This window comes from Sanyastnella coralliicola, assembly GCF_030845195.1.
GTDB lineage: Bacteria > Bacteroidota > Bacteroidia > Flavobacteriales_D > Sanyastnellaceae > Sanyastnella > Sanyastnella coralliicola.
The window spans coordinates 3,384,369-3,407,697 of record NZ_CP132543.1 but is presented as its reverse complement, the minus strand read 5'-3'; the positions used below and the strand labels follow the sequence as shown (position 1 = coordinate 3,407,697).

At 46.8% G+C, this 23,329-nt stretch carries 21 protein-coding genes; 11 read left to right on the top strand and 10 right to left on the bottom strand.

The genetic code is table 11. The annotated features are described in order from the left end of the window. Nucleotides 1-24: 24 nt before the first annotated feature. Nucleotides 25-771 (bottom strand): 3-deoxy-manno-octulosonate cytidylyltransferase, encoded by a 747-nt coding sequence (gene kdsB, locus RA156_RS14225; RefSeq protein WP_306641032.1) that lies wholly within the window; start codon nucleotides 769-771, stop codon nucleotides 25-27. After that, complete coding sequence (locus RA156_RS14220) at nucleotides 771-3,185, bottom strand: TonB-dependent receptor (RefSeq protein WP_306641030.1); 2,415 nt, start codon at nucleotides 3,183-3,185, stop codon at nucleotides 771-773. Before RA156_RS14220 ends, kdsB begins: the two co-directional genes overlap by 1 nt. A gap of 89 nt (nucleotides 3,186-3,274) precedes the next feature. On the opposite strand from RA156_RS14220, the gene dprA reads away from it, so the two are divergent. After that, nucleotides 3,275-4,381, top strand: coding sequence for a DNA-processing protein DprA (gene dprA / locus RA156_RS14215; RefSeq protein ID WP_306641028.1), 1,107 nt, complete (start codon nucleotides 3,275-3,277; stop codon nucleotides 4,379-4,381). Here the strand turns inward: dprA and RA156_RS14210 are convergent. The 5 genes from RA156_RS14210 to rseP all read right to left on the bottom strand — a co-directional run bounded on the left by RA156_RS14210 (nucleotide 4,335) and on the right by rseP (nucleotide 8,747). Then, nucleotides 4,335-4,718, bottom strand: a complete 384-nt coding sequence (locus RA156_RS14210; protein WP_306641027.1) for a hypothetical protein — start codon at nucleotides 4,716-4,718, stop codon at nucleotides 4,335-4,337. The genes dprA and RA156_RS14210 overlap by 47 nt on opposite strands. A 96-nt stretch (nucleotides 4,719-4,814) precedes the next feature. Further along, nucleotides 4,815-5,159, bottom strand: coding sequence for an Hpt domain-containing protein (locus tag RA156_RS14205; RefSeq protein WP_306641025.1), 345 nt, complete (start codon nucleotides 5,157-5,159; stop codon nucleotides 4,815-4,817). A 36-nt stretch (nucleotides 5,160-5,195) separates the two neighbouring features. Continuing rightward, nucleotides 5,196-6,536 carry a cation:proton antiporter domain-containing protein gene (locus RA156_RS14200; protein WP_306641023.1) on the bottom strand — a complete coding sequence of 447 codons (1,341 nt, stop codon included), beginning with the start codon at nucleotides 6,534-6,536 and terminating at the stop codon, nucleotides 5,196-5,198. After that, nucleotides 6,536-7,315, bottom strand: a complete 780-nt coding sequence (locus RA156_RS14195; RefSeq protein WP_306641021.1) for a hypothetical protein — start codon at nucleotides 7,313-7,315, stop codon at nucleotides 6,536-6,538. Before RA156_RS14195 ends, RA156_RS14200 begins: the two co-directional genes overlap by 1 nt. A gap of 100 nt (nucleotides 7,316-7,415) precedes the next feature. Next, nucleotides 7,416-8,747, bottom strand: coding sequence for an RIP metalloprotease RseP (gene rseP / locus RA156_RS14190; RefSeq protein WP_306641019.1), 1,332 nt, complete (start codon nucleotides 8,745-8,747; stop codon nucleotides 7,416-7,418). Nucleotides 8,748-8,979: 232 nt separating this feature from the next. Here rseP and RA156_RS14185 point away from each other — a divergent pair, with 232 nt between their 5' ends. From RA156_RS14185 to RA156_RS14175, 3 genes are read left to right on the top strand one after another with little or no spacing between them, the layout of a single operon-like run. Next, nucleotides 8,980-11,442 (top strand): transglycosylase domain-containing protein, encoded by a 2,463-nt coding sequence (locus RA156_RS14185; RefSeq protein WP_306641016.1) that lies wholly within the window; start codon nucleotides 8,980-8,982, stop codon nucleotides 11,440-11,442. 9 nt (nucleotides 11,443-11,451) lie between these two features. Next, nucleotides 11,452-12,156: a CoA transferase subunit A gene (locus tag RA156_RS14180; RefSeq protein WP_306641014.1), complete on the top strand. Its 705-nt coding sequence runs from the start codon at nucleotides 11,452-11,454 to the stop codon at nucleotides 12,154-12,156. Between the two features lie 9 nt (nucleotides 12,157-12,165). Next, a complete protein-coding gene (locus RA156_RS14175) occupies nucleotides 12,166-12,819 on the top strand; it encodes a 3-oxoacid CoA-transferase subunit B (protein WP_306641012.1) in 654 nt (217 codons plus the stop codon). Here the strand turns inward: RA156_RS14175 and folB are convergent. Both folB and gltX read right to left on the bottom strand, forming a co-directional pair. Beyond that, nucleotides 12,816-13,166: a dihydroneopterin aldolase gene (gene folB, locus RA156_RS14170; protein WP_306641010.1), complete on the bottom strand. Its 351-nt coding sequence runs from the start codon at nucleotides 13,164-13,166 to the stop codon at nucleotides 12,816-12,818. The two genes, RA156_RS14175 and folB, sit on opposite strands and share 4 nt — an antisense overlap. Beyond that, nucleotides 13,166-14,686, bottom strand: coding sequence for a glutamate--tRNA ligase (gene gltX / locus RA156_RS14165; RefSeq protein WP_306641008.1), 1,521 nt, complete (start codon nucleotides 14,684-14,686; stop codon nucleotides 13,166-13,168). Before gltX ends, folB begins: the two co-directional genes overlap by 1 nt. A gap of 173 nt (nucleotides 14,687-14,859) precedes the next feature. On the opposite strand from gltX, the gene RA156_RS14160 reads away from it, so the two are divergent. From RA156_RS14160 to RA156_RS14135, 6 genes are all read left to right on the top strand, one after another. Next, complete coding sequence (locus tag RA156_RS14160) at nucleotides 14,860-15,198, top strand: single-stranded DNA-binding protein (RefSeq protein WP_306641006.1); 339 nt, start codon at nucleotides 14,860-14,862, stop codon at nucleotides 15,196-15,198. 177 nt (nucleotides 15,199-15,375) lie between these two features. Then, complete coding sequence (locus RA156_RS14155; protein ID WP_306641004.1) at nucleotides 15,376-16,098, top strand: succinate dehydrogenase cytochrome b subunit; 723 nt, start codon at nucleotides 15,376-15,378, stop codon at nucleotides 16,096-16,098. A 36-nt stretch (nucleotides 16,099-16,134) separates the two neighbouring features. Continuing rightward, on the top strand, nucleotides 16,135-18,135 hold the full coding sequence (locus tag RA156_RS14150; RefSeq protein ID WP_306641003.1) for a fumarate reductase/succinate dehydrogenase flavoprotein subunit: 2,001 nt from the start codon (nucleotides 16,135-16,137) through the stop codon (nucleotides 18,133-18,135). A gap of 21 nt (nucleotides 18,136-18,156) precedes the next feature. Further along, nucleotides 18,157-18,909, top strand: coding sequence for a succinate dehydrogenase/fumarate reductase iron-sulfur subunit (locus RA156_RS14145; protein WP_306641001.1), 753 nt, complete (start codon nucleotides 18,157-18,159; stop codon nucleotides 18,907-18,909). 87 nt (nucleotides 18,910-18,996) lie between these two features. Beyond that, on the top strand, nucleotides 18,997-20,583 hold the full coding sequence (locus RA156_RS14140) for an AAA family ATPase (protein WP_306640999.1): 1,587 nt from the start codon (nucleotides 18,997-18,999) through the stop codon (nucleotides 20,581-20,583). Next, nucleotides 20,567-22,219: a VWA domain-containing protein gene (locus RA156_RS14135; RefSeq protein ID WP_306640997.1), complete on the top strand. Its 1,653-nt coding sequence runs from the start codon at nucleotides 20,567-20,569 to the stop codon at nucleotides 22,217-22,219. The genes RA156_RS14140 and RA156_RS14135 overlap by 17 nt, the downstream gene beginning before the upstream one ends. Here the strand turns inward: RA156_RS14135 and RA156_RS14130 are convergent. Further along, nucleotides 22,213-22,764 carry an FKBP-type peptidyl-prolyl cis-trans isomerase gene (locus RA156_RS14130; protein WP_306640995.1) on the bottom strand — a complete coding sequence of 184 codons (552 nt, stop codon included), beginning with the start codon at nucleotides 22,762-22,764 and terminating at the stop codon, nucleotides 22,213-22,215. The two genes, RA156_RS14135 and RA156_RS14130, sit on opposite strands and share 7 nt — an antisense overlap. A 116-nt stretch (nucleotides 22,765-22,880) precedes the next feature. Here RA156_RS14130 and RA156_RS14125 point away from each other — a divergent pair, with 116 nt between their 5' ends. Next, complete coding sequence (locus RA156_RS14125) at nucleotides 22,881-23,276, top strand: HYC_CC_PP family protein (RefSeq protein WP_306640993.1); 396 nt, start codon at nucleotides 22,881-22,883, stop codon at nucleotides 23,274-23,276. The last annotated feature ends 53 nt before the right edge of the window (nucleotides 23,277-23,329 follow it).

The window sequence follows — 23,329 nt, the reverse complement described above, 5'->3', positions numbered from 1 at the left end:
TCTGGTTAAATCTAGCCCCTGAAACTAGCTGTAGACGCCGGAAGCGATGATTTTAGCTAGATCGTCGGGTGTGTCAACTGCTGGTGATTCATACTTAGTGATACCACAATAGATTGATTTCCCGCGTTCAAGCCATCGAAGCTGCTCCAGCTTTTCTGATTGTTCGAGCACACCTTCTTCTAGGTGAACTATTTCTCGTAAAACTTCAGTTCGGTACGCGTAAAGTCCAAGATGCTTGTAGTAATCATGTGAGTTTACCCAATCTTGAATCTTGCTTTCTCGCATGTATGGAATCGGACTACGACTGAAGTACAGGGCTTGCATTTGACTTCCCATGACCACCTTGACCTTGTTCGGGTCTAACAAGACTTCTGGATCTTCAATACGCTTGACAAGGGTCGCGATTTCAACTTCGTCTTTGGCAATGAGTTGAGCTAATTGATCAAGTTGATCAGGCGAGACAAAGGGCTCATCTCCTTGAATGTTGATTACCGCTTCCGCGCTAGCGTCAATCTTTTCAAAAGCTTCATGACATCTCTCTGTTCCACTATCGTGGGAAGGAAGAGTCATGATACTCTTACCGCCAAATTCATTCACATGGACCGCAATACGCTCGTCGTCTGTGGCTACCCAGACTTCGCTGATGGATGAACAAGAAAGCGCCTGTTCATAGACCCGTTGGATCATACTCTTGCCGAGGATATCAGCAAGTGGTTTGCCAGGAAAACGCGTGGAAGCGTAGCGAGCAGGGATAATTCCGATTATGCGCATTAGAACGAAAGGGTGTACTGCAAGGTAGTAAGTCTTGGGGCTTCTACCGCTAACGGACGAATAGCATATTCCTCATTGGTCAAGTTCCAAACAACCAGGGAGATACGTTGCCCTTCTGAGAAGGTGTACCCTAAGCGGAGGTCAAAAATGTGGACAGGATTGTTCCTGTTTTCCATCCAATCAGCCAATCCCCAGTCAATACTTGGGTCAAAGGTGGTGACATCAATAAAGGCGACGTCGATGTTTTGGATGGGCGTATTGAATCGGTAACTCAAACCAAGCATCCACTTGTCACGTCTCACTTCAACATCACCACGGATGAGGTGTTGCATGCGGTATTTGAGGATGTTGTTAGTGGTGTCAGAGCTCGTGCTGAGGTAAGTTACTGGAAGGTCAATGTCTTCACTGAAATTCCCATCAGCATAGGCGAGGTCAGGGTTCAAAGTGATAGGCAGGGTGTATGTGTAGCCCGCGAGAAGATCAAATTCATACGGTCCGATGGATCCAGTTCCTAGGATGGAGAACTCGGCTCCTTGGACTTGGCTTCTTCCAGTGTTCAAACTGCGGAATCCGAAGCCGAACAGGTTGTCAAGTCCTTGTGATGCCGACCACTGACCGAAGGTGAACTCAATGAAGTTCTCATATTCTTGGGTGAAGAGGGCGATATCAGCAAAGCCCTTGAATTCACCAATCTTAAATCCTTGTTTGAACCCGACTTCGGCGTTGTATGAAGTCTCTGCCACGAGGTCTTCGTTCGGGTAAATGACCAATGAACCGACAGCAGTCTGGATGAATTTCTCTGCAATACTTGGGAAACGGAATCCTTGACCGAAACTAGCTCGGATGTAGCTGGCAATACCCATCTGGTAATTCACTCCAGTTCTGAACACCGGCTTGGCATCGCTGTCTTTGTTGATTTCGAAGTACTCATATCGAATCCCAGCAGATACCGTCAATCGATCGAGGAAGGTCTTGTCAACCTGCAAGAATCCAGCATAGTTGGCGGCTTCGTTAATACCATCTTCGTTGTCGCCACGGTAGAGTTGCGATTCACCGTAGGTACGCTGACCCATCAGTCCTGTGGTCACCTTCATGTTCCGTATGCCGAAGCGATCGAAATTCTGTTGGAAGGTGTATTGACCAAAGTAGACATCGGAGAAATTCCCTTGGTTGTTATCATTGTCGTTGTCGAGGTTCTGCCAGCGCATACGCAGTTTGTGCGAACTACCCTTCGGTGTGTAATATTCAATGAATGGATCTACCGTGCCAATCACTTGTTTCGTACGTGTGGCAGAACCTTGGTAGGCCTGGTATAGACCACTGTCAGCATTCTCCCATACTAGAGTGGCCAAAGACTCTCCTTTAAGCCAGTTGGCGTTGATGCCCATAGACAGTCCAGGATGTTTTTTGCTTCGATACCTCGTGTTGATGTTCAGTCGTCCACGGGTTTCCCCAGCGAAGCGATCCACGTTGAATGGGTTGTATGCCGATGAAGCGGTGTCTATGGCATTTCCGAGAGAGTCACGTGAAATAATCGGACCTAAATAACCGTCATCGGCAAGGAAGTTTCCACCAACGACGAGGTCGAATTGACCGATTTGACGAGAGTGGAGAAACTGAAGACCAGACTTCATGAGGGAGCCATCCCAGTACTTTGCATCTTCGGTTTGCGGGTCGCTGTAGAAGCCGTAAAAGGCAGTAAACTTTGTTTGAGGTTCACCCTTTGGATAGGCCGTTCGGAGGTTGATTACTCCACTCAAGGCTGCGCTTCCGTAGAGAACACTTGACGCACCCTTAATGACTTCGACTTGTTCGACATTTTCGATGGGCAAGAATCCCCATGACGGACGACCTGCGTCCCCACTCAGGATTGGTAGGTCGTCGAGAAGCACCATAACGCGGCTTCCGGCGCCAAAGCTATATCCACTTCCAGATCGAATTTGAGGTTCGTTGTCTACGATGCTAACTCCCGGTGTTTGTTGAAGCACCTCGTCAAGATTAGTTGTGTTACGGTTCTCGATGACCGAAGGCTTCAGTACCTCCATAGAAACGGTGACTTCACCCAGGTCTTGTTCAAATTTACCGGCACTCACAACCACAATTCCCACCTCGATACTTTCCTCACTGAGACTGATGTCGATCACCTTGGTTTCCCCAGAGGTCAGCGTGATGGTTCGCTTTTGGTCTGCGTATCCAATAAATGAGTAGGTCAATTCGTGTTCACCAGCAGGAAGTTCAATGGAATACTTTCCTTCAATGGATGAGCTGGCACCTACTTGATCTTGATTGATAATCGTAGCACCAGGAATGATATCTCCAGTTTTCTTATCCGTGATTGTACCGGTGACACGCGCAGATTGAGAGGCCGCCAAAAATGGCAAGCAGAGCACAAAAAGGATAGTAAGTAGCCTCATCTGAAGGTTTTGGTTCACACAAGTATAATAAAAGCCCACGACCATAAAGTCGTTGTTGAGGCAGACGATTGTCAACCTATCCTTGTTGTATGGATCGCTTAGAAATGTTTGCCAAATCGATCGCTCTAGGCATGATTGAAGGGGTAGGACCAGCTACTGCACGGAAACTTTTATCGCTCGCTGGAGGTGTAGATGCGTTGTTTGAAACCACTGTGTCCCAGCTGGTGAAATTGGAAGTTCCCTTAAAACTAGCTCAGGCCATTCATGAGAGTGGATTGCTCGACCTTGCCCGTTATCAGGCAGAGATTGTCCTTGCCCATGGAGGTGAGGTGTCGCATTTGGGAGGTGAAGGATATCCTACGCGGCTTGCAAGATGTGCTGACTCTCCTGTTGTGTTGTACAAGAAGGGCAACGCTAATCTCGACGCTCCCCGTTTGATTTCCATCGTAGGGACGCGGAAGGTGACTGAATACGGGAAGAAGGTCACGGATCAACTCATCGAAGATTTGGCGCCCTATGAGGTGACCATTGTCAGCGGACTAGCCTATGGAGTCGATATTCAAGCACATCGTTCAGCCTTGCGTCATGGAGTGCCGACGGTCGCGTGCTTAGCTCATGGATTGGCAACGATGTACCCTGGAGAACACATGCCTGAGGCCCGAAAGATGTTAGAAGATGGAGGGGCTTGGGTGAGTGAATTCCCATGGAAGTCGAAAGCATCACCAAAGAACTTCCCCTCGCGAAATCGAGTGATCGCGGGTCTGTCGGATGCCACAATTGTGATTGAAAGTGCCTCTAAAGGAGGATCGATGATTACAGCACGAATTGCTTCGTCTTACCATCGAGAAGTCTTTGCGGTACCCGGACAAATCACACGGGAACAGTCTTCGGGTTGCCATCGGTTGATACGTTCAATGATCGCTCATTTGTTGACCGATGTGCGTCAGTTGGCAGGAGAGTTGGGTTGGGAGAAAAAGAGGGTGGAGAGCCAACAATTGCAACTTAACCTCGAAATGGAGGGAGAGGAAAGAAGCCTATGCGAGGTCATTCTAGAGAAGGGACCGATTCATGTTGATCTTCTTCAACACGCCTTGGGGATGACGTCTTCAGAGATCAGCAGTTTGTTATTTCAGATGGAGATGAAGGGGCTTATTCGCCTTTTGCCTGGACAGCGTTGGGATCTTTTGAGGTCGTAGCGTTCTTGTCGAAGAATACTTGAGCCTGCACCAATCCATTGTGAATGGTGTTGAGCAAGAACTTCGTTCGTAGGTCGCGCTCCTCGTCGGAATCAGCTTCCTTAATCAGTGAGAGATTGTCATTCAATTCTTGCATGAACGACGGCTGAGTGTAAGGCTGAAGATCGTGGAGGTAACGTTGAAGAAGAAGGTAATTCGCTGACCATCTGCGCTCTGAAACATAGCGTAGCGCTTCCGCGTTAGCGCGTTCAAAACGATTGGCAATCATCTCAAGGATCTGCTTCCTAAAGTCACTGTCGTACCCTGAGATCTTTGTAAGTAAGTGATAGTTGATCATCGCTTTCAGTTTTCTTACTACAACGTTAGAAGAAAACAAGCGCGACAAGCGTAGGATGCAAACTGTGGGTATTGTCAGATAAATCTGACGTTGGAATTAAATGTACTTCGTGAGCTCAATCTTCACTTCACGGATGCAATCTTCGCACATCGTAGAGGCTGAAGAGAACAACGGTGGAATCTCATTGATGTCACCTTCGTCTTTAACAAGGTGCTCGATTTCCTGGAACTTACGGTACCCTTCATCGAAACCGATGGTGAATGAAGATGACTTGAGTTTGTGAGCGTAGTAACGAACGGTAGACCAGTCTTCAGAATCGACTGCCGAGCGCATCATTTCAATATCCTTCGGGGTGTTCGTAAGATACACCTCCAGAATCTCACGGATGAAGCTCTGGTTATGACGCGAGAGGGCCTTTAAATTTTCTAAGTTGATCAGCATTGGTCTAGTTACCATCTCTAATGTACGATTCTACTACTAATTATTACTATCCTTTGTTTCATCCCCTTCAGAAGTTTCACCTTCTGACTCCTCCTCATCTATTTCATATTGCTCATTGCTCTCAATGATTGTAAGGTCTCCAGTGGTCCTACTTCGCTCAACCTCAGAGATTCCCAGTCCGTTTTGGATCAGAGAGATCGTCATAATCAACGACGAAATGAAAATCACTTGCAGTAGAATCCCTCGGTCGAAACTTTCCGTCGCATATTCAGGATATGCGCTGTAAATCTGGAAAAAGAGAAGAATGGTGATCAATCCTCGAGGGGCGATGTAGAGCAACGGGAAGATGTTTTTCCGCTGGAAAATCCATAAGAACAACAGTCTGACCAGATACAGACATACGGTGATGATCAATGAGTAGAACAAAACCGTCCAGCTCAAGATCGACGCAATCGAGACGGTAATACCGAAGATCACGAAGAAGAATGTGCGAATCACAAACGCCGACTCCAAGGTCAACAAGTGGAACTCATTGTGCATTTGATGGATCCGGTCAAAGTCTACGAAACGTCGAATGCCCTTAAACCAGAACAGCTTCGGGTTATTGATCATTAAACCAAACGCGAGAATGGAGATCAGTGGCGACAGGTGATAGATTTTCTCTACAGCATAAATGAGCAAGAGAATCGCAATCGTCAGGAAGATCTTTGCGTCTCCGGTAATCTTCTGAATCACCCAAGTGAGGGCATAAACAACCATGACGGCAAAGAAGACGGTCAACCCGATGTTTGAGAAGACATTTCCAACGACGGCGCCCATCTGGTCACTACCTGCATTTCCGAGGAGCAAGTAGAAGAACATGATTCCCAAGATGTCAGAGAAGGTGCTCTCGTAGACCATGAACTCTTTCTGGTCTTCTTCTAAACCACCCACACTCGGAATGATGATCGCACTACTCATAATACTCAGCGGAACAGCATAAACCAATGAGGTGAAGAAGTCATCAATCATCGTGAAATTGATGAAAGCAGCGATCAAGAAACTAGACCCAATAAGGGCTGCGAGGGCCACCACCATACTCTTCCAGATGATGGGCCATTTCTCTTTTGTGAGTTCAAGGTCAAGGGCTGCCTCTAAGACAATAAAGATCAATCCGACGGTTCCCAGAACCTCTAAAACCAATCCTTCAAAGGGAATTTCTTCCACTCCCATTGACTTCAGACCGTAATTGATCGCAATCCCAAGCACAATCAAAAGCAATACGCTTGGGATGTTCGTCTTCTTCGAAATCAATTGGAAGAAGTAAGACAAAATGATCACCAGGCTGGCGCCGATCATCAGCCCGTAGGCACTACTAATGATAAGAATGGTGTTCATTATTTACCGCTTGATTTTGGTCCTTCTTCCTCTTCAACGACTGACAATGAGAGCGCATCGTAAAGCCCTTTCGCGGCCTCGATAAACTCTTCGCGAGAGAAGATGATTGGGTCATAGTCATAATCGTTCAACGGACGTTTTACCACACCACCTGTGCGATGAGTTCCGTCAGCGTTGTACAAGTCGTAGTGAATGCGGACGTAAAACGCTGCCCCTGCGGGGTTGACTTTGATCGGGGTTCCGAGGTTGACAATATCAACTTCAGAAATAACCAAGGTGTAATCGCTGTTGGTTTGTCCTGCCAGACGCTGCATCAATCCTTCATCAATCACGGCCGACATATAGCGCGTGATGGTGTCTTCAAATTGTTGGATTTCACCTCCAATGACACGGCTGCCATGAATTTCAGCTGCTTGATCGGTCATCGTTGGAATCGGCTGATACTTGTAGCCCACTTTCTTGTAGTACTCTTCCAGGGCATCTGGCCATTCATCTTCCCAGCCAAAAATATCAGACTCCGTTCGGTTTGGTGCTGAAATCCGTAGGGCATGGCAAAATCCACTGGCAAGGGCGTATTTCACTTCTTGAGTGGTCATTCCGTTCTTGATGCACATGTCGCGATGAAGGTCAGAGATCAGCATGCGCGGCTCAAAAGGCACAATCGTCACTTTCGCCTGTACTCCATCGTGAATGTTGTAGTAAAAGGCGCGTGTATTGTCTTGTGCGCTAGCGCGGAAGCAGATCACCCCAAAGAGGATAAACAGCAGGTATCTAAGCATATAAGGGCAAGATAAAGTAGTTAGTCAAGCGCTATACCTCGAGGTACAGCAACTTGCCAACACTTCATTGTGACGGAACTGGTGACGAGGGGTCACTCGACTATAAAGCGTCCGTAAGCCAGCGATAGATGTCGTTCCCTATGGCGAAAACCATCAAGCCAAGAAGGATGACAACCCCTACCATTTGTGCTCTTTCCAAGAACTTCTGTGGTGCGGGTTTACCTGCTACCATTTCATAGAGGAGGAAGGCAACGTGACCCCCATCCAATGCTGGAATAGGTAGTAGGTTCATAAACGCAAGGATCAACGATAGGAAGGCAGTGGTTCTCCAGAAAACCTCCCAATTCCAAGACGCATCGAAGATGCTTCCAAGAGTGATGAACGAACCAATCTGGGTTGCACCAGATTTCGAGAATAGGAAGCGCAATGAAAGCACGTATCCCTCCAAGATTTCTTTAGCCTCGACAAACCCAGCAGGAATAGCCGCACCAAAAGAAAATGAACGGTGCTGGTAATTAAACTCTTCGATCCTATTCGGTGCTACTGGATAGAATCCTATGGTGCCGTTGGTGTCAGTTTTGCAAGTAATGGTCTGTTCTACACCGTTTCGGATGATGTGAACGTCAATTTCCTCGTTGATATGCTTGTTGATTTCCTTCGCAATATCTTGGAAGTAGGTACCACGCATTTCATTGATACCTACAATTTGATCTGCTCGCTGGAAACCACAATTGATCGCAGAACCTTTTTCAGTCAGTGAGTCAATAAATGTCGGACAACGCAAGAGAAATGGTTGGCGCACATTACTGTCAATAAAAATCTGACCAAGGTCTTCAGGCATCTCAAGAACGATCTCTTGTCCGTTACGATCTACCGTTACGTTCAACACTGTTTCACTGAAGATAGAACGACGAATATCATCGTATTCTACAGTTGGTGTTCCGTTAAGGGCTACGATGTTATCTCCTTCCTGGAACCCCAAGAATTCAATGCGATCTTCAAAGTGCAAGCCGTAAGGAACATCTTCAACCTTCAAATAATCTTCTCCCCAAACGAAGAAAACCATCGCGTAGATAAAGAACCCGAGAATCAAGTTGACCGTCACACCACCAATCATAATGATCAATCGCTGCCACGCTGGCTTCGAACGGAATTCCCATGGTTTTGGTTCCTCTTTCAAGGCCTCAGTATCCATAGACTCGTCAACCATCCCGGCGATTTTCACATATCCACCAAGAGGTAGCCAACCGATACCATATTCAGTCTCTCCTCGTTTAACTTTGAAAAGGCTGAAACCTGGATCGAAGAAGAGGTAGAACTTCTCAACGCGGGTCTTGAACCACTTGGCTGGCGCGAAGTGACCTAGCTCGTGAAGGACAACAAGTATAGAAAGGCTCAAAATGAGCTGGGCTGCTTTTATCAGTGCTACCATTCGAATATGATGTTCAATTCTTCCACTATAACAATGGAAGCGACTTGCGGTTTAGTCTGTTAGCGACCCGCAAACTTACGCAAATCCATGGGCAGTTCTTTCTCAATTAGTGTGAATACAATCGAATCCCATTCCGCGCTAGCGAATAATTGAAAAAGACCTGCACTTTTTCATTTGACCAAAGAATAGAAACGAATTCTTAGAAATTTACCTTTGCACCAAGTCTGTAACTATGGCTAAGAAAAAAGCATCCATCCCAAAGAGCAAGGTTCGTAAGTACTTGTTCATCTTCTGGTTGATCGTTCTATCACCTTTTTTAGGCATAGCGCTTTTGTTGCTCATTGCTTCAAATAGTGACCTGCCGTCAACAGAAGCGTTATCGAATCCAAAGACCAACCTCGCCACTGAAGTCTTCACTTCTGACGATGAAGTCATTGGTCGTTATTACCGCGAGAATAGATCTGATATACGATACGAAAACCTTCCACCTCATTTGGTGGATGCCCTGGTAGCAACAGAGGATGCACGCTACTGGGAGCATTCTGGGGTTGATTTTATCTCATTGGCTCGTGCCGCAGCATACATGGGTGGTAAAGGTGGAGGTTCCACGATTTCTCAGCAGTTGGCCAAGCTCCTTTTCACGGAAGAGTATGAGAGAATCAGTCGACTTGAACGCGCGCTCCTTCAAAAGCCGAAAGAGTGGATTATTGCCGCTCGACTGGAACAGCAGTACACGAAGCAGGAAATCGTTGCGCTCTATCTCAATCGCTATGACTTCCTTAACCAAGCGGTTGGGATCAAGTCAGCAGCATATATCTATTTCGACAAACCAGTTGATTCTTTGAATATTCAAGAGTCAGCGATGTTGGTCGGGATGCTCAAGAACTCGTCGCTTTACAATCCAATTCGAAGAGAAGAAAAGGTGCTCAAAAGAAGAGAAGTGGTCATGAGCCAGATGGTGCGTTATGGCTACTTATCACAAGAGGAATACGACAGCCTAAGAGTGCTACCCTTAGGTCTCGATTTCCAGCGTGTCAGCCACGATGAAGGTGCGGCACCGTACTTCCGAGAAGTGCTGCGTCTAGAGTTGAAACAAATTCTGAACGAAACCAATGACGATGGGTCATACAAGTATGCTAAAGCCGATGGTGAACCGTACGACTTGTACAGTGACGGATTAAAAGTCTACACAACCATCGATGCGCGCATGCAAGAGTATGCGGAGAATGCCGTTCAAGATCACCTTGCCGGAGAACTTCAAGAAGACTTCTGGAAAGACCTCAAGAAGCGTCGTGATAAGAACTACCCATTCTACAATGGGATTAATGACAAAGACCGCGAGCGCATTATGAGCTTCGCCGTGAAACAATCTTCACGCTACAAGAAAGCAACCGGTGAACTTTGTCCTGATTGTGAACGTCCGAAATTCTACATCGTCAAAAAAGACAAAGAAGGAGTTCCTCATTTCTACTGTGACCCTGAAAAGGGAGGGTGTGGACATGAATGGCCGCACCTAAGTGATGGTCAAATTGAAGCTCAGTTTGAAGAGAAGACAAACATGAGGGTGTACAGCCATAGTGGACCTATTGACACTGTGATGTCGCCAATTGATTCTATTAAATACCACAAGAGTTTCCTACACGCAGGTGTTGTTTCTATTGAACCGCAGACAGGTCATATCAAGGCATGGGTTGGTGGAGTGAACTACAAGTTCTTCCAATATGACAACGTGAGACAATCACACCGTCAAGTTGGTTCTACTTTCAAACCCTTTGTTTATGCTACAGCGTTACGCCTTGGGAAACACGGGTGCACGGAGTATCCGAACCAAAAGGTGGTTATTGAAATGCCTGACGGACAACCACCATGGTCTCCTGATAACTCTGACTTTAAGTATGGAGAGATTGTCACCATGAAGTACGCCCTGGCAAATTCAATGAACACCATCACCGCAAAACTGATCAAAGAGTTCGGTACAGATCCGGTGGTGACTACTGCACATGATATGGGTATCGTGTCAGAAGTACCAAGCGTTCCGTCGATTGCCCTTGGAGTAGCAGAATTGTCTTTGCTAGAGATTACTTCGGCCAACGCCACTTTTGCAAATAAAGGAGTATACATCGAACCAACTTTCATCACGCGAATTGAAGACAAGAACGGTAACGTGATTTACGAGCCTGAAATGAACATTCGCCAAGGAATCGATGAGTACACAGCCTACAAAACGCTTCACATGATGAAGGGTGTGGTTGATGGTGCCTACAATGAAGAACTTGGAAAGACCAGCGGTACAGGTGTGCGCTTGCGTATGGACCTAAAGTCAAGAGATTACGATGGTATCAAAGCACCAATGGCCGGTAAAACGGGTACTACTCAGAACAACACTGATGGATGGTTCATCGGTTTGACGCCAGATCTAGTAACGGGAGTTTGGGTAGGAGCGGCTGATCCAGCGGTTCGTTTCTCGACAACTTCCAAAGGTCAAGGAGCAAATACGGCTCTTCCGATTTATGGATTCTACATGAAGTCAGTGTACGATGACAAGAAGATTGCCTTGTCGCAAGAAGACTTTGAAGTGCCAGAAGGACTGGATGTCGAAATGCTTGATTGCAGAACCTATCAAGATGCTGGCAAATCTGTTAACTTTGGATCGGATGTAGAAGAGTCTTTTGAAGACGAAGATTTCTTCGAGTAAACCCTTTCCATGGCACTTAACAAAGTTGTGGCAAACGTCGAAGAGGCGTGCGCCGGCATTCAAAGCGGAATGACCCTTATGCTTGGAGGTTTCGGCCTCTGCGGGATTCCCGAAAACAGCATCGCTCAGCTGGTGAAAATGGGCGTCAACAATTTGACATGTATCTCCAACAATGCAGGGGTCGATGATTTCGGTCTTGGCTTGTTGCTGCAAGGACGTCAGATTAAAAAGATGATCTCTAGCTACGTGGGTGAGAATGATGAATTCGAGCGCCAAATGTTGAGCGGAGAACTCGAAGTTGACCTCATTCCACAAGGATCACTCGCCGAACGTTGTCGTGCTGGAGGAGCTGGAATTCCAGCCTTTTTCACACCGGCAGGCTACGGTACTGAAGTAGGAGAAGGAAAGGAAGTACGCGAGTTCAATGGAAAACCACACATCCTTGAAACGGCATTAACTGCTGATTACGCCATTGTCAAAGCATGGAAAGGAGACACCGCTGGAAACTTGATTTTCAAGGCGACGGCGCGCAACTTCAATCCCATGATGGCTATGGCGGGCAAGATTACCATTGCCGAAGTAGAAGAATTGGTGCCCGTAGGAGAACTCGATCCAAACCAGATTCATACTCCAGGAATCTTTGTTCAGCGCATCTTCCAAGGAGAGCGCTACGAGAAACGAATTGAACAACGAACTGTCCGTCCAAGGGCTTAACTCAGCATCATGTTAGATAAAAACGGAATTGCACAACGCATTGCCCAAGAGCTCGAAGACGGTTACTACGTGAACCTTGGAATTGGTATTCCTACGCTCGTTGCCAACTACATTCCTCAGGGAGTGGACGTTGAATTTCAATCAGAGAATGGAATCCTTGGTATGGGACCTTTCCCATTCGATGGAGATGAAGATGCTGACTTGATCAACGCAGGAAAGCAAACCATCACGGCCATGCCAGGAGCCGTGTATTTTGACTCCGCCACGTCATTTGCTATGATTCGCGGACAGCACGTTCAATTGACGGTGCTTGGTGCCATGGAGGTATCTCAAAATGGAGATATCGCCAACTGGAAGATTCCAGGACGTATGGTAAAAGGTATGGGTGGCGCGATGGATCTTGTCGCTAGCGCGGAAAACATCATTGTGGCCATGATGCATACCAACAAACGCGGTGAATCGAAGCTACTCACTGATTGTTCGCTGCCACTAACAGGTGTTGGATGTGTGAAAAAGGTCGTGACAAACCTCGCAACCATCGAAATTAAAGATGGAGCATTCCACCTCTTAGAGCGTGCGCCAGGAGTGACCGTTGATGAAATCGTAGCGGCTACTGCCGGGAAACTTGTAGTACCGGATGAGGTTCCAGAAATGAAGCTCTAGCGCGTAACTTCTACGGCAACACTTTCTACATCACCACCAATCGGAGGAGCAATTTTGATCAGCTCCACGGTTACTTCGTGTACTCCTTCAATCTCGCTCTTGATGCCTTCGGCAATGCGAAAAGCTACATGTTCGATCAGCTTTGATCGCTTCATGCCTTCGCGGTATACGACGTCATGCACGGCTACGTAATCCACCGTGTCTTCGAGTGCGTCGGTTTCGAATGAACGACGCATATCGGTCGTCAAGCGCACGTTGACAACGTAGTCGCCGCCAATCTTCGCTTCCTCTTCCATGCACCCATGATTGGCATGGAGACGGATATTGTTGACTTTGATGATTCCCATTACGCAGTGATTCTGGCTAGTCCATCACGCATTCTCTTCAAGGTTTCTTCCTTCCCAAGGAATTCCGCGATAGCGAACATAGAAGGACCACCGCCTTCACCCGTCACCAACAAACGGAAATTCGGAAGCACAGCGCCCATTCCTAATTCATTCGACTCCAAGTAACCCTTGAAGCCAGTTTCGATGGATGTGGCGTCGAAAGAATCAATGCCATCAAGCACGGCAATTAAACCTTCCATGATTTGAGGAGTAGCCTCTTTCCACTTTTTGCGAAGTGTCTTTTCATGGTAAGCTTCAGGAGATCCAAATAGATAATCGGCAGCAATTAACTCATGAGCAAATGCGCTTCGTTCCGCCATCATAGCTGCGATTTGAACACACTTTTCAGCACTTAAGTCAACACCTTTCTCAGTAAGCATGGATTGAATCATGCTTCCCAATTCATCATGGCTTTTCGCACGTAAATAGTGCTCATTGAACCACTTGGCCTTATCAGGGTTAAAGCGTGCTCCAGACTTAACAACCCGTTCCAAAGAGAAAGCTTTGATCATTTCGTCATTCGAGAATACTTCTTGCTCATCTCCCGGGTTCCATCCTAACATCAACAACATGTTGATGAATGCTTCAGGGAAGTATCCGCTTTCACGGTATCCACTAGAAACATTTCCTGATTTAGGATCATTCCATTCCAGCGGGAATACCGGGAAACCTCCTTTATCACCATCGCGCTTGCTGAGCTTGCCGTTTCCAGTAGGCTTCAGGATCAACGGCAGGTGAGCAAATTTCGGAGCTTCCCAGCCCAATGCACGGTACAATAGAACATGCAGCGGTGCTGATGGCAACCACTCTTCACCGCGAATCACATGTGAAATCTCCATCAGGTGATCGTCTACAATATTCGCCATGTGATAAGTCGGGAACTGATCGCTCTTCAGTAGAACTTTGTCGTCAAGAACCTTGGTCTGAACGCGAACTACACCGCGAATTTCGTCTTCAAATACCACCTCTTCATCGGCTGGAATTTTAAAACGAACAGTGACTGGAATATCTGATGCAAGCAACTTCTCTACCTCGTCTGCAGGCAAACTCAAAGAGTTACGCATATCCATACGCGTAGATGCGTCGTACTGCCAAACAGATTTGTTGGCCTCAGCTTCCGTACGCTTCGCAGCAATTTCGTCCGGCGTGTCAAATGCGTAGTAAGCATGACCACTCTCGATCAATTGCTTCACGTATTGGCCGTACAATTCCATACGTTCAGATTGACGGTAAGGACCAAAATCTCCACCGTATCCAACACCCTCATCTGGCTCAATCCCACACCATTTCAGCGCTTCCAAGATGTAATCTTCAGCACCAGGTACGAAGCGAGTTTGATCAGTGTCTTCAATACGAAGAATGAACTTCCCTCCGTGGTTGTGAGCAAAAAGGTAATTGTAGAGCGCCGTTCGCACACCTCCCATATGAAGTGGTCCTGTTGGACTCGGAGCGAAACGTACACGTACTTGATTCGTTGCCATAGTTGCGTTCTCTGAGGGCGCAAAGATAGTATTATCATCTTCCACAGTGGCTTTTCTTCGCCTCCGGCGGAACGCTTCGCTTCACTTTAAACGTTTATAAACGTTTATTCCTCGTCGCAATCGAAAAAAGGACATCACCTTGCACCTCGAAACATTAATTAAAACGCATCATTATGAGCGCAATTCGCAACAGGGTGAGCCTAATCGGTCGATTGGGAAAAGACCCAGAAACCAAAGCTTTCGATAACGGAAGACAAAAAACTAGCTTTTCTTTAGCGACAACCGAAGTCTATAAAAAGGACGGAGAGAAACAAGAAGTCACCCAATGGCACAATGTCGTGATGTGGGGTTCTATTGCTAAGACAGCCGCTGAATATCTCAGTAAAGGACAGGAAGTGGCACTTGAAGGCAAATTGACTTATCGAAATTATGATGATAAGGAGGGGAATACACGTTACATCACTGAAGTCGTAGTCAATGACATGGCTATGCTAGGGAAGAAGGCTAGTTAATTTCTAGGGTCGTCTTTGAAATGGCGACCCTTGATTTATCTCTTTGTTGAAAGAAGTCTCATAATCAAAGAGTTATTTTTTGCTGGTTATCAAGAACATTTCTAAATAGGAAGTGCTTTTGGTTGTATATCTATTGAGGTCTAATTTTGAGCTCGCAAAAGACAAGCGAAAAATATCATGAGTCGTTCTGCTATTCTTAAGTCATCTCTAGTCAAAAAGTACTGGATGGCACTCACAGGGTTATTCCTTTGCCTCTTCCTAGTCGGCCACTTGGTAGGAAACCTTCAGTTGTTTATCCCTGGAATGGAAGGGCAACTCCAATTCAATGAATACGCTAAATTCATGACCTCGAATCCGGCGGTCAAGATTCTATCGTACGTAACTTACTTCAGCATTCTATTCCACGCAATCGATGGAATCAAGCTGACCTTCGAAAACAGAAAAGCACGTCCTGTCAAGTATGCTTACAACAAACCTGGAGAGAATTCAGGGTGGGCATCACGCAACATGGCACTCCTCGGAACAGTTTTGCTAGCGTTCATCGCAACGCACATGACAAACTTCTGGGCGAAGATGCATTTCTCAGAAATGCCAATGCAGACTGTAGACGCAGAAGGAGCGATGCTCATGGAACCGTTGAAAGACCTTCACACCGTGGTGTTGGCATTCTTTAATCCGGCTGTGAACAGCATGGCCTTGGTGGCAATGTTGTTCTACGTGATCTCAATGATCGCTATCGCCTTCCACCTATGGCACGGATTCCAAAGTGCATGGCAAACACTAGGTGTAAACCACAAGAAATACACTCCACTTATCAAATTGGTTGGAAAAGGCTTCAGTGTACTCGTACCACTGTTGTTCGCTGTTATTCCGATCTATTTGTACATCACTCAGGCTTAATGAACGTTTTCGTTCAGCGCTGGTAATATCACTGTTATGGCACTCCAATCGAACATTCCGGAAGGACCACTCGCAGAGAAGTGGGAGAAACATAAGAACAACATTCGCCTGGTAAACCCAGCGAATAAGCGTTTGATAGACATCATTGTCGTAGGTACAGGACTTGCAGGAGCCTCTGCAGCAGCATCGTTTGCTGAGATGGGGTACAATGTGAAAGCGTTCTGTTTCCAAGATTCACCTCGTCGTGCACACTCTATTGCAGCACAGGGAGGAATCAACGCAGCAAAGAACTACCAGAACGACGGTGACTCAGTTTACCGCTTGTTCTACGATACTATTAAAGGAGGCGATTATCGTTCACGTGAAGCAAACGTTTACCGCCTTGCAGAAGTGTCGGCAAATATCATTGACCAGTGTGTGGCTCAAGGTGTACCATTCGCACGTGACTACGGTGGCCTACTCGACAACCGTTCATTCGGTGGGGTATTGGTATCTCGTACTTTCTACGCGAAAGGGCAAACAGGCCAGCAGCTGCTCCTAGGGGCTTACAGCGCGCTATCACGACAGATCTCGAAAGGAAAAGTACAGATGTACAACCGCCACGAGATGCTAGACGTGGTTATCGTAGATGGTAAGTGTCGTGGAATCATCGCTCGTAACCTGGTAACAGGAGAAGTTGAGCGCCACGGAGCACACGCCGTTGTGCTAGGGTCAGGTGGATACGGAAACGTATTCTTCCTCTCTACCAATGCGATGGGATCTAACGTCTCTGCAGCGTGGAAAGCACACCGCAAAGGAGCTTACTTCGCGAACCCTTGTTACACACAGATTCACCCAACATGTATCCCAGTTTCGGGAGACTACCAGTCGAAGTTGACACTTATGTCAGAGTCGCTGCGTAATGACGGTCGAATCTGGGTTCCTAAGAAGAAAGAGGATGTTGAAGCGATCCGAAATGGTTCGAAACGTCCAGTTGATCTTAGCGAAGACGAAAGAGATTACTACCTCGAGCGTCGTTACCCTTCATTCGGTAACCTCGTACCTCGTGACGTAGCCTCTCGCGCGGCGAAAGAGCGTTGCGATGAAGGTTTCGGTGTGAACAAGACAGGTGAGGCAGTATTCCTTGATTTCTCGAGTGCCATCATGCGTTATGGGAAAACAGAAGCGAATATCCAAGGTGTGAAGAACCCGACCGAAGAACAAGTGCGCCAGTTAGGAGAAGACGTGGTTCGCGCGAAGTACGGTAACCTCTTCCAGATGTACGAGAAGATTACCGATGACAACCCGTACAAGACGCCAATGAAGATTTACCCAGCGGTACACTACACAATGGGTGGACTTTGGGTAGACTACAACTTGATGACTTCGGTTCCAGGATTGTACGCTGCTGGAGAAGCGAACTTCTCTGATCACGGTGCCAACAGACTCGGAGCTTCTGCATTGATGCAAGGACTCGCTGATGGTTACTTCGTGATTCCTTACACAATCGGTGAGTACCTCGCTGATGACATCCGTACCGGACCTATTTCGACAGACACTCCTGAATTTGCGCAAGCAGAGAAAGAAGTAAAAGATAAAATCAACGCCTTCATCAACAACAATGGTGATACACCAGTAGATGACTTCCACCGCAGGTTGGGTCGCATTATGTGGGACAACTGTGGTATGGCTCGTAACGAGCAAGGCTTGAAGAATGCGATCAGTGAAATCCAGAAGCTGCGCGAAGAATTCTACCAGAAAGTTCGTGTACCTGGAAGCGCTGAAGAACTCAACCCAGAACTAGAAAAAGCACTACGCGTAGCTGACTTCCTAGAACTAGGAGAGCTCATGTGCCGTGACGCACTAGAGCGCAATGAGTCTTGTGGAGGACACTTCCGCGAGGAATACCAGACGGAAGAAGGTGAAGCTCGTCGTGACGATGAGAACTACACTTACGTAGCCGCTTGGGAGTTCACAGGAACACCTTCTGAAGCACAACTTCACAAGGAAGACCTCGTATTCGAAAATGTAGAATTGAAACAACGCAGCTACAAGTAAGCTGCATAAAGCATAAAGGATATGAACCTTACGCTTAAAATTTGGAGACAGTCAGGACCGAACGATAAGGGTCGAATGGAAACTTACCAAGTGTCTGACATCTCACCAGATATGTCTTTCCTCGAAATGATCGATGTGTTGAATGATCAACTCGTTCGTGAAGGAAAAGACCCAGTAGCATTCGATCACGACTGTCGTGAAGGGATCTGTGGTATGTGCAGCATGTACATCAACGGTGAAGCACACGGTCCAGGTCGTGGAGTGACGACATGTCAATTGCACATGCGTTCGTTCAAGGATGGTGAAACCATTTACATCGAACCATGGCGTGCAGCGGCATTCCCAGTGATCAAAGACTTGGTTACTGACCGTAGTGCTTTCGATCGCATTATCCAGGCTGGAGGGTACGTATCAGTGAATACTTCGGGTAATACGCAAGATGCCAACGCACTTCCTATTCCAAAAGAAAACGCAGACAAGGCATTTGACGCCGCAACCTGTATTGGATGTGGAGCATGTGTGGCTACGTGTAAGAACTCTTCTGCGATGCTCTTCACTTCAGCGAAAGTGTCTCAGTTGGCCTTGCTTCCACAAGGAGAGGCGGAGCGTGAGCGTCGTGTACTTCGAATGGTAAACCAAATGGACCTTGAAGGATTCGGAAACTGTACAAATACAGGAGCATGTGAGGTGGAATGTCCGAAAGGAATTAGCCTGGAGAACATTGCTCGTATGAATCGTGAATTCTTGAAAGCTTCGATTTCTTCGGAATCATAAGCTGATCAATACGATATGTGAAAGCCCGGTCGATTCGATCGGGCTTTTTTGTTCTGAACGACTTGACGCCAAAACTGTTATGTAGGCGTGAAAGCATCAGAAATGGAAGCCACGACCGCAGCGCCACAGACTGCGATGAAAGCCAGAATAGACGCACTGGCATCGGCTATGTGTAAAGGATTGTACGAGCGTGATGAGGTCATGCGTCTCGCTTTGTTGACTGCGATCTCAGGTGAGAGTATTTTTTTGCTGGGCCCTCCTGGCGTCGGGAAAAGCTTGATCGCACGTCGTTTGAAGTACGCATTCAGTGAAGGCAAGACCTTCGAATACCTCATGACGCGGTTCTCAACTCCAGATGAGGTTTTCGGACCTATTTCGATCAAACGTCTGAAGGAAGACGATCAATATGAGCGCCTCACAGAGAACTACATGCCTGATGCAAGCGTGGTTTTCCTTGATGAGATCTGGAAGTCGAGTTCTTCTATCCAAAATGCCCTTTTGACTATCATTAACGAACGTGTTTACCGCAACGGTCAACAAGAGTTGCCGGTGAACATTCGTGCCATTATCACAGCTTCAAATGAGCTGCCAGATGCTGGCGATAGTTTTGGTCCACTGTGGGACCGACTATTGGTTCGCTATGATATCCAGGGAATTCAGAGCGGAAAGAACTTCCGCGCCATGATAACCGATACAGAGGAGGTATACGAAGATCCAGTTCCAGCGGAGCTGAAGATTTCGGAACAAGAACTGAACGATTGGAATCAAGCGATTGATCAAGTGGCAATTCCTGAAGAAGTGGTGACCTCGTTGGAGATGATCAAGCAGCGCATCGAAAAACGCAATGCGAAGAACCCCAATGAAGCCCCAATCCTTATTTACGATCGAAGATGGAAAAAGACCATCCGATTGTTGCGAACAAGCGCTTTTCTGAATGGAAGATCGAAGGTTGATCTGATGGATCTCTTCTTGACGATGCACTGTCTGTGGAACAATCCGGGGCAGATTACTCCGCTGCGGGAGATTGTGGCAAGAACCGTGCGCGAGCATGGCTACAGCATTGCCCTTCCTCTTGGTCAACTTTCTTCTGAAGTAGAAGCTTTCGAAGACGAAGTGAACGAGGAAACGACGGTGAAGCTGACGGAAGAACAAGAAGTCTTGACTCCTTTCGATGATGTGTGGTACAAACTGATTAAGCCAGATGCGCAGTTCGAGGGAATCCTGTTGAAAGTGAATGATTTCAATCGTTTGCAGACAGGAGAATTCGAGGTGACTAATTTTTACGACGCCAGTGGAAATCTGGTCAACCGATTGCAAGCGTCGAAATCGTCTAAAGCCTTCGAGATTGTCATCAAATACAACTCACTCGATCTCGCCTACAAACTCCACACCCACAAAGCGGAGAAGACGCGTAAAGTAAAACGCAAAGCACATAAGATGCTTGTGCATCACTGGAATGATCGATACCAATTATTGCATCAAGATGTATCAAAAGCATTGACGAAAGTGGAATCTTCCAAGCCGGAACATTGGCAGGAGATGCATGAACACTTGTTTACTTCAGGACGTTTAGTGCCCTTGGTCAAAGCAAACATGGAAGAAGTGGCAGGTGAGCTCAATAAGTTGAAGCTACGCCTCGAGAAGTTGCGATTCGACTATGAAGAACAGCAGTAAACTTTCTGAAGAGCTGCGCCAGGAGCTTGCTGATGCCGTAGATCGATTCATATCCTACGGCGCCATCATGGATCGTCAAACTCGTCGATACATCGCTGCTTGGGTGCAAGAAAAACTGGTTCCTGGAGTCGCAGATCTTGATGAGTTGGATCCAGAGTATTTCCGCTATTTCGAGGAGGCGATAGGTTATGTACTCGAGGATGAACTACTTCAGGAGATCTGTCAGAGCCATTCAAACCTCGCCGTCCAGATTGTGAAAGATATGTTGGTGTGGTTCCGAAGGAGCTTCTCCATGATTGAAGAAGGCCATCCCTACGAACATGAACAAGTTGCTTTGGAGTCCTGGACGGTTCGTCCAATGGAGCACGTGTTCGAGCGTTGGGGTTTCTTCCGGAAAACGATTGCGAATTACTATACCTCAGATGAGATCGATAGCTCCTACCACAGTTTCCGCGTTAGCGAGATCAAACAAGAGAATACCTGGGGAAAACTAAGTCCATCGCTTCGTGTAGAAATTGAGCGACTATTTGATGATCTGCTGCGCCAATGGGACGCCATGATGCACGCAAAGATTTTGGCTTTTCGTTTGAAACGCGCCGATAAACTCATCAATGATTTGGGCGAAAATCTTCTGGGGAAAGCCAAAGAATTTAAGCAGCTGAATGAGCTCATTGAACCGTTTGCGGGGTATGCTTCGAGGTATTGGGACCTCAGTCGTGATCTCTGGTCAGACAGCAGCTTTGATGTCATCGAGAAGTACCGAGATCTGCTGGAGAAAGAAGACGAGATCAAGGCGCTGGCGGATATGCTTGGTAAGATGCGTCAAGCAGACCTTTTGACTGAGGAAGATGAGTTCACACAGATTACGGAATACGAAGCTGAAACCCGTGATCCGAACCGCAAGGAGGAGGTGATTGGAGTGTTTGAAAGCAATGACCTGAACCATCTAATTTCTTCTGAGGCGGCGCTATTGGCTGACGAAGCAACTGAGAGCATCTTTCTCAAGAAGTTTGCGGATCAAGCCCTTTTGACCCAGCAGTTTGAAACGAAAGTCACGACATCGAATACTGATCAAGAAAAGATCAAATACGAGCGAACGAAGAAGAAAGAAAAAGGTCCTTTCATTATTTGTGTAGACACCTCTGGGTCGATGGAAGGGAAGCCAGAGATGATTGCGAAAGTGCTGTGTTTTGCGATTATGAAAATGGCTAGCGCCGAAAATCGCAGGGCTTATTTGATCAACTTCTCTACCGGTATCAAGACGCTTGACCTACTCAATATCTCTGATGATCTAGACGGTTTGGCGGAATTCCTTCGCATGTCGTTTATGGGAGGAACAGACATTTCACTGGCATTGCATGAGGCCCTGACTCAACTGCAGGAGGAGAGCTATGAAGATGCCGATGTCTTGGTGATTTCAGACTTCATCATGTACAAGCTAGATAGCGATGTTTCGCGCAGAATGGAGTTCCAGCAAGTCAATCACAACACAAGATTCCACAGTTTGATTATTTCTGATGAAGGCAACCAGGCCATCATCGATCTTTTCGATAACGTGTGGTTCTATGATCCGAATCAAAAAGGAATCCTTCGAAGCATTCGAAATGAGCTGGCGAAGGTGGTAGAAGACTACTGATTTGGCGGTTTCCGCAAGGTAGAATGACTACGGAAGCCATTGGGTTCGATGTAGCGATTGGCTTCTAGTTCATCTTCGCGCGCGTCTCGGATAAAGAGAATTTGCCCTTCGAACCAGAGATCAACTCCAGCCATGGCGTGATTGCAATCGACCACGAAGTAATTCTCACCCTTCTCGATGATCTTACCGGCAAATGCCTCACCCTCGTTCGTATTCATCTGAATGAGATCGTCTACTTCGTAGTTGTCGAAAGGGTACCTTGGGTTCTCTTGTAGCTCGTCAGTGAACACTTGCTTGATCTGGCCTTGGTCGTGATTGCCATAAGCATCAGCACTAGCGATCCCGAACGCGAATTGCTGTCCTTCACGCAAAGGAGAAAGGTTCTCTTCAAAAACAGGCAGCATTGCTCCCGAACCAAACAGCCACTTCATCGGCCACTGTTCGTCCATCTCCTCCAATAGCTCACCTTGTGCATTGCCTTGACGCAATTGGTACTTGATCTCAATGATCTTTCCCTTACCTACCTTCCGTACTTCCATGCTCATTTAACAACCGTTACCCCTGAAAGTTGTATTCCTAGTTTGATTGTTAAACTATTTGAAATCAAGTATTTCAGCCTGTATCCTACAGTTACAAATCTGTATTTCGTATCTTTGTGAAGATGTTGACGCGCATTTCATCGGCTCTTTTCTTGGTATGGTACGCTGCCATTACCATTGGATTTCAGGTCCATTTGCATTACTGCTGTGGTAACCTGGCTGGTATTGAGGTGCATTCTATGGCTAGCGCCGAATCGGATACCTGTTGCGATTCACATCAGACTACATGCTGTTCAAAGAAGGGGTGTTGCTCCTCTGAAGACGTTGTTCTTGCCTTTGATGAAGACAAGCAATTCTTTGGAGCAAGTGCAGAGCTTTCTACGATTCAGTATGTATCAAGCACTGACTTCTATGACGTAGAAATCGACGTGCAACGTACAGCGCATCAAACGGTACACGTGCTTCCGCACGGCCCTCCACTGTATCTTCTCTACGAACAACGCCTTCATTATGGATGATGAATAAAGTGCCCTTCAATTCAATTAATAGACACTTTATTTAAATCCATTAT

Excerpts from the sequence above, each read along its gene's own strand:
- RA156_RS14135 (WP_306640997.1), top strand. The coding sequence starts at position 20,567 with ATGAAGAACAGCAGTAAACTTTCTGAAGAGCTGCGCCAGGAGCTTGCT.
- folB (WP_306641010.1), bottom strand. The coding sequence starts at position 13,166 with ATGGGAATCATCAAAGTCAACAATATCCGTCTCCATGCCAATCATGGG.
- RA156_RS14145 (WP_306641001.1), top strand. The coding sequence starts at position 18,157 with ATGAACCTTACGCTTAAAATTTGGAGACAGTCAGGACCGAACGATAAG.
- RA156_RS14160 (WP_306641006.1), top strand. The coding sequence starts at position 14,860 with ATGAGCGCAATTCGCAACAGGGTGAGCCTAATCGGTCGATTGGGAAAA.
- rseP (WP_306641019.1), bottom strand. The coding sequence starts at position 8,747 with ATGGTAGCACTGATAAAAGCAGCCCAGCTCATTTTGAGCCTTTCTATA.
- RA156_RS14220 (WP_306641030.1), bottom strand. The coding sequence starts at position 3,185 with ATGAGGCTACTTACTATCCTTTTTGTGCTCTGCTTGCCATTTTTGGCG.
- gltX (WP_306641008.1), bottom strand. The coding sequence starts at position 14,686 with ATGGCAACGAATCAAGTACGTGTACGTTTCGCTCCGAGTCCAACAGGA.
- RA156_RS14125 (WP_306640993.1), top strand. The coding sequence starts at position 22,881 with ATGTTGACGCGCATTTCATCGGCTCTTTTCTTGGTATGGTACGCTGCC.
- dprA (WP_306641028.1), top strand. The coding sequence starts at position 3,275 with ATGGATCGCTTAGAAATGTTTGCCAAATCGATCGCTCTAGGCATGATT.
- RA156_RS14195 (WP_306641021.1), bottom strand. The coding sequence starts at position 7,315 with ATGCTTAGATACCTGCTGTTTATCCTCTTTGGGGTGATCTGCTTCCGC.
- RA156_RS14185 (WP_306641016.1), top strand. The coding sequence starts at position 8,980 with ATGGCTAAGAAAAAAGCATCCATCCCAAAGAGCAAGGTTCGTAAGTAC.
- RA156_RS14200 (WP_306641023.1), bottom strand. The coding sequence starts at position 6,536 with ATGAACACCATTCTTATCATTAGTAGTGCCTACGGGCTGATGATCGGC.
- RA156_RS14210 (WP_306641027.1), bottom strand. The coding sequence starts at position 4,718 with ATGATCAACTATCACTTACTTACAAAGATCTCAGGGTACGACAGTGAC.
- RA156_RS14150 (WP_306641003.1), top strand. The coding sequence starts at position 16,135 with ATGGCACTCCAATCGAACATTCCGGAAGGACCACTCGCAGAGAAGTGG.
- RA156_RS14175 (WP_306641012.1), top strand. The coding sequence starts at position 12,166 with ATGTTAGATAAAAACGGAATTGCACAACGCATTGCCCAAGAGCTCGAA.
- RA156_RS14155 (WP_306641004.1), top strand. The coding sequence starts at position 15,376 with ATGAGTCGTTCTGCTATTCTTAAGTCATCTCTAGTCAAAAAGTACTGG.
- RA156_RS14130 (WP_306640995.1), bottom strand. The coding sequence starts at position 22,764 with ATGAGCATGGAAGTACGGAAGGTAGGTAAGGGAAAGATCATTGAGATC.
- RA156_RS14205 (WP_306641025.1), bottom strand. The coding sequence starts at position 5,159 with ATGCTGATCAACTTAGAAAATTTAAAGGCCCTCTCGCGTCATAACCAG.
- kdsB (WP_306641032.1), bottom strand. The coding sequence starts at position 771 with ATGCGCATAATCGGAATTATCCCTGCTCGCTACGCTTCCACGCGTTTT.
- RA156_RS14180 (WP_306641014.1), top strand. The coding sequence starts at position 11,452 with ATGGCACTTAACAAAGTTGTGGCAAACGTCGAAGAGGCGTGCGCCGGC.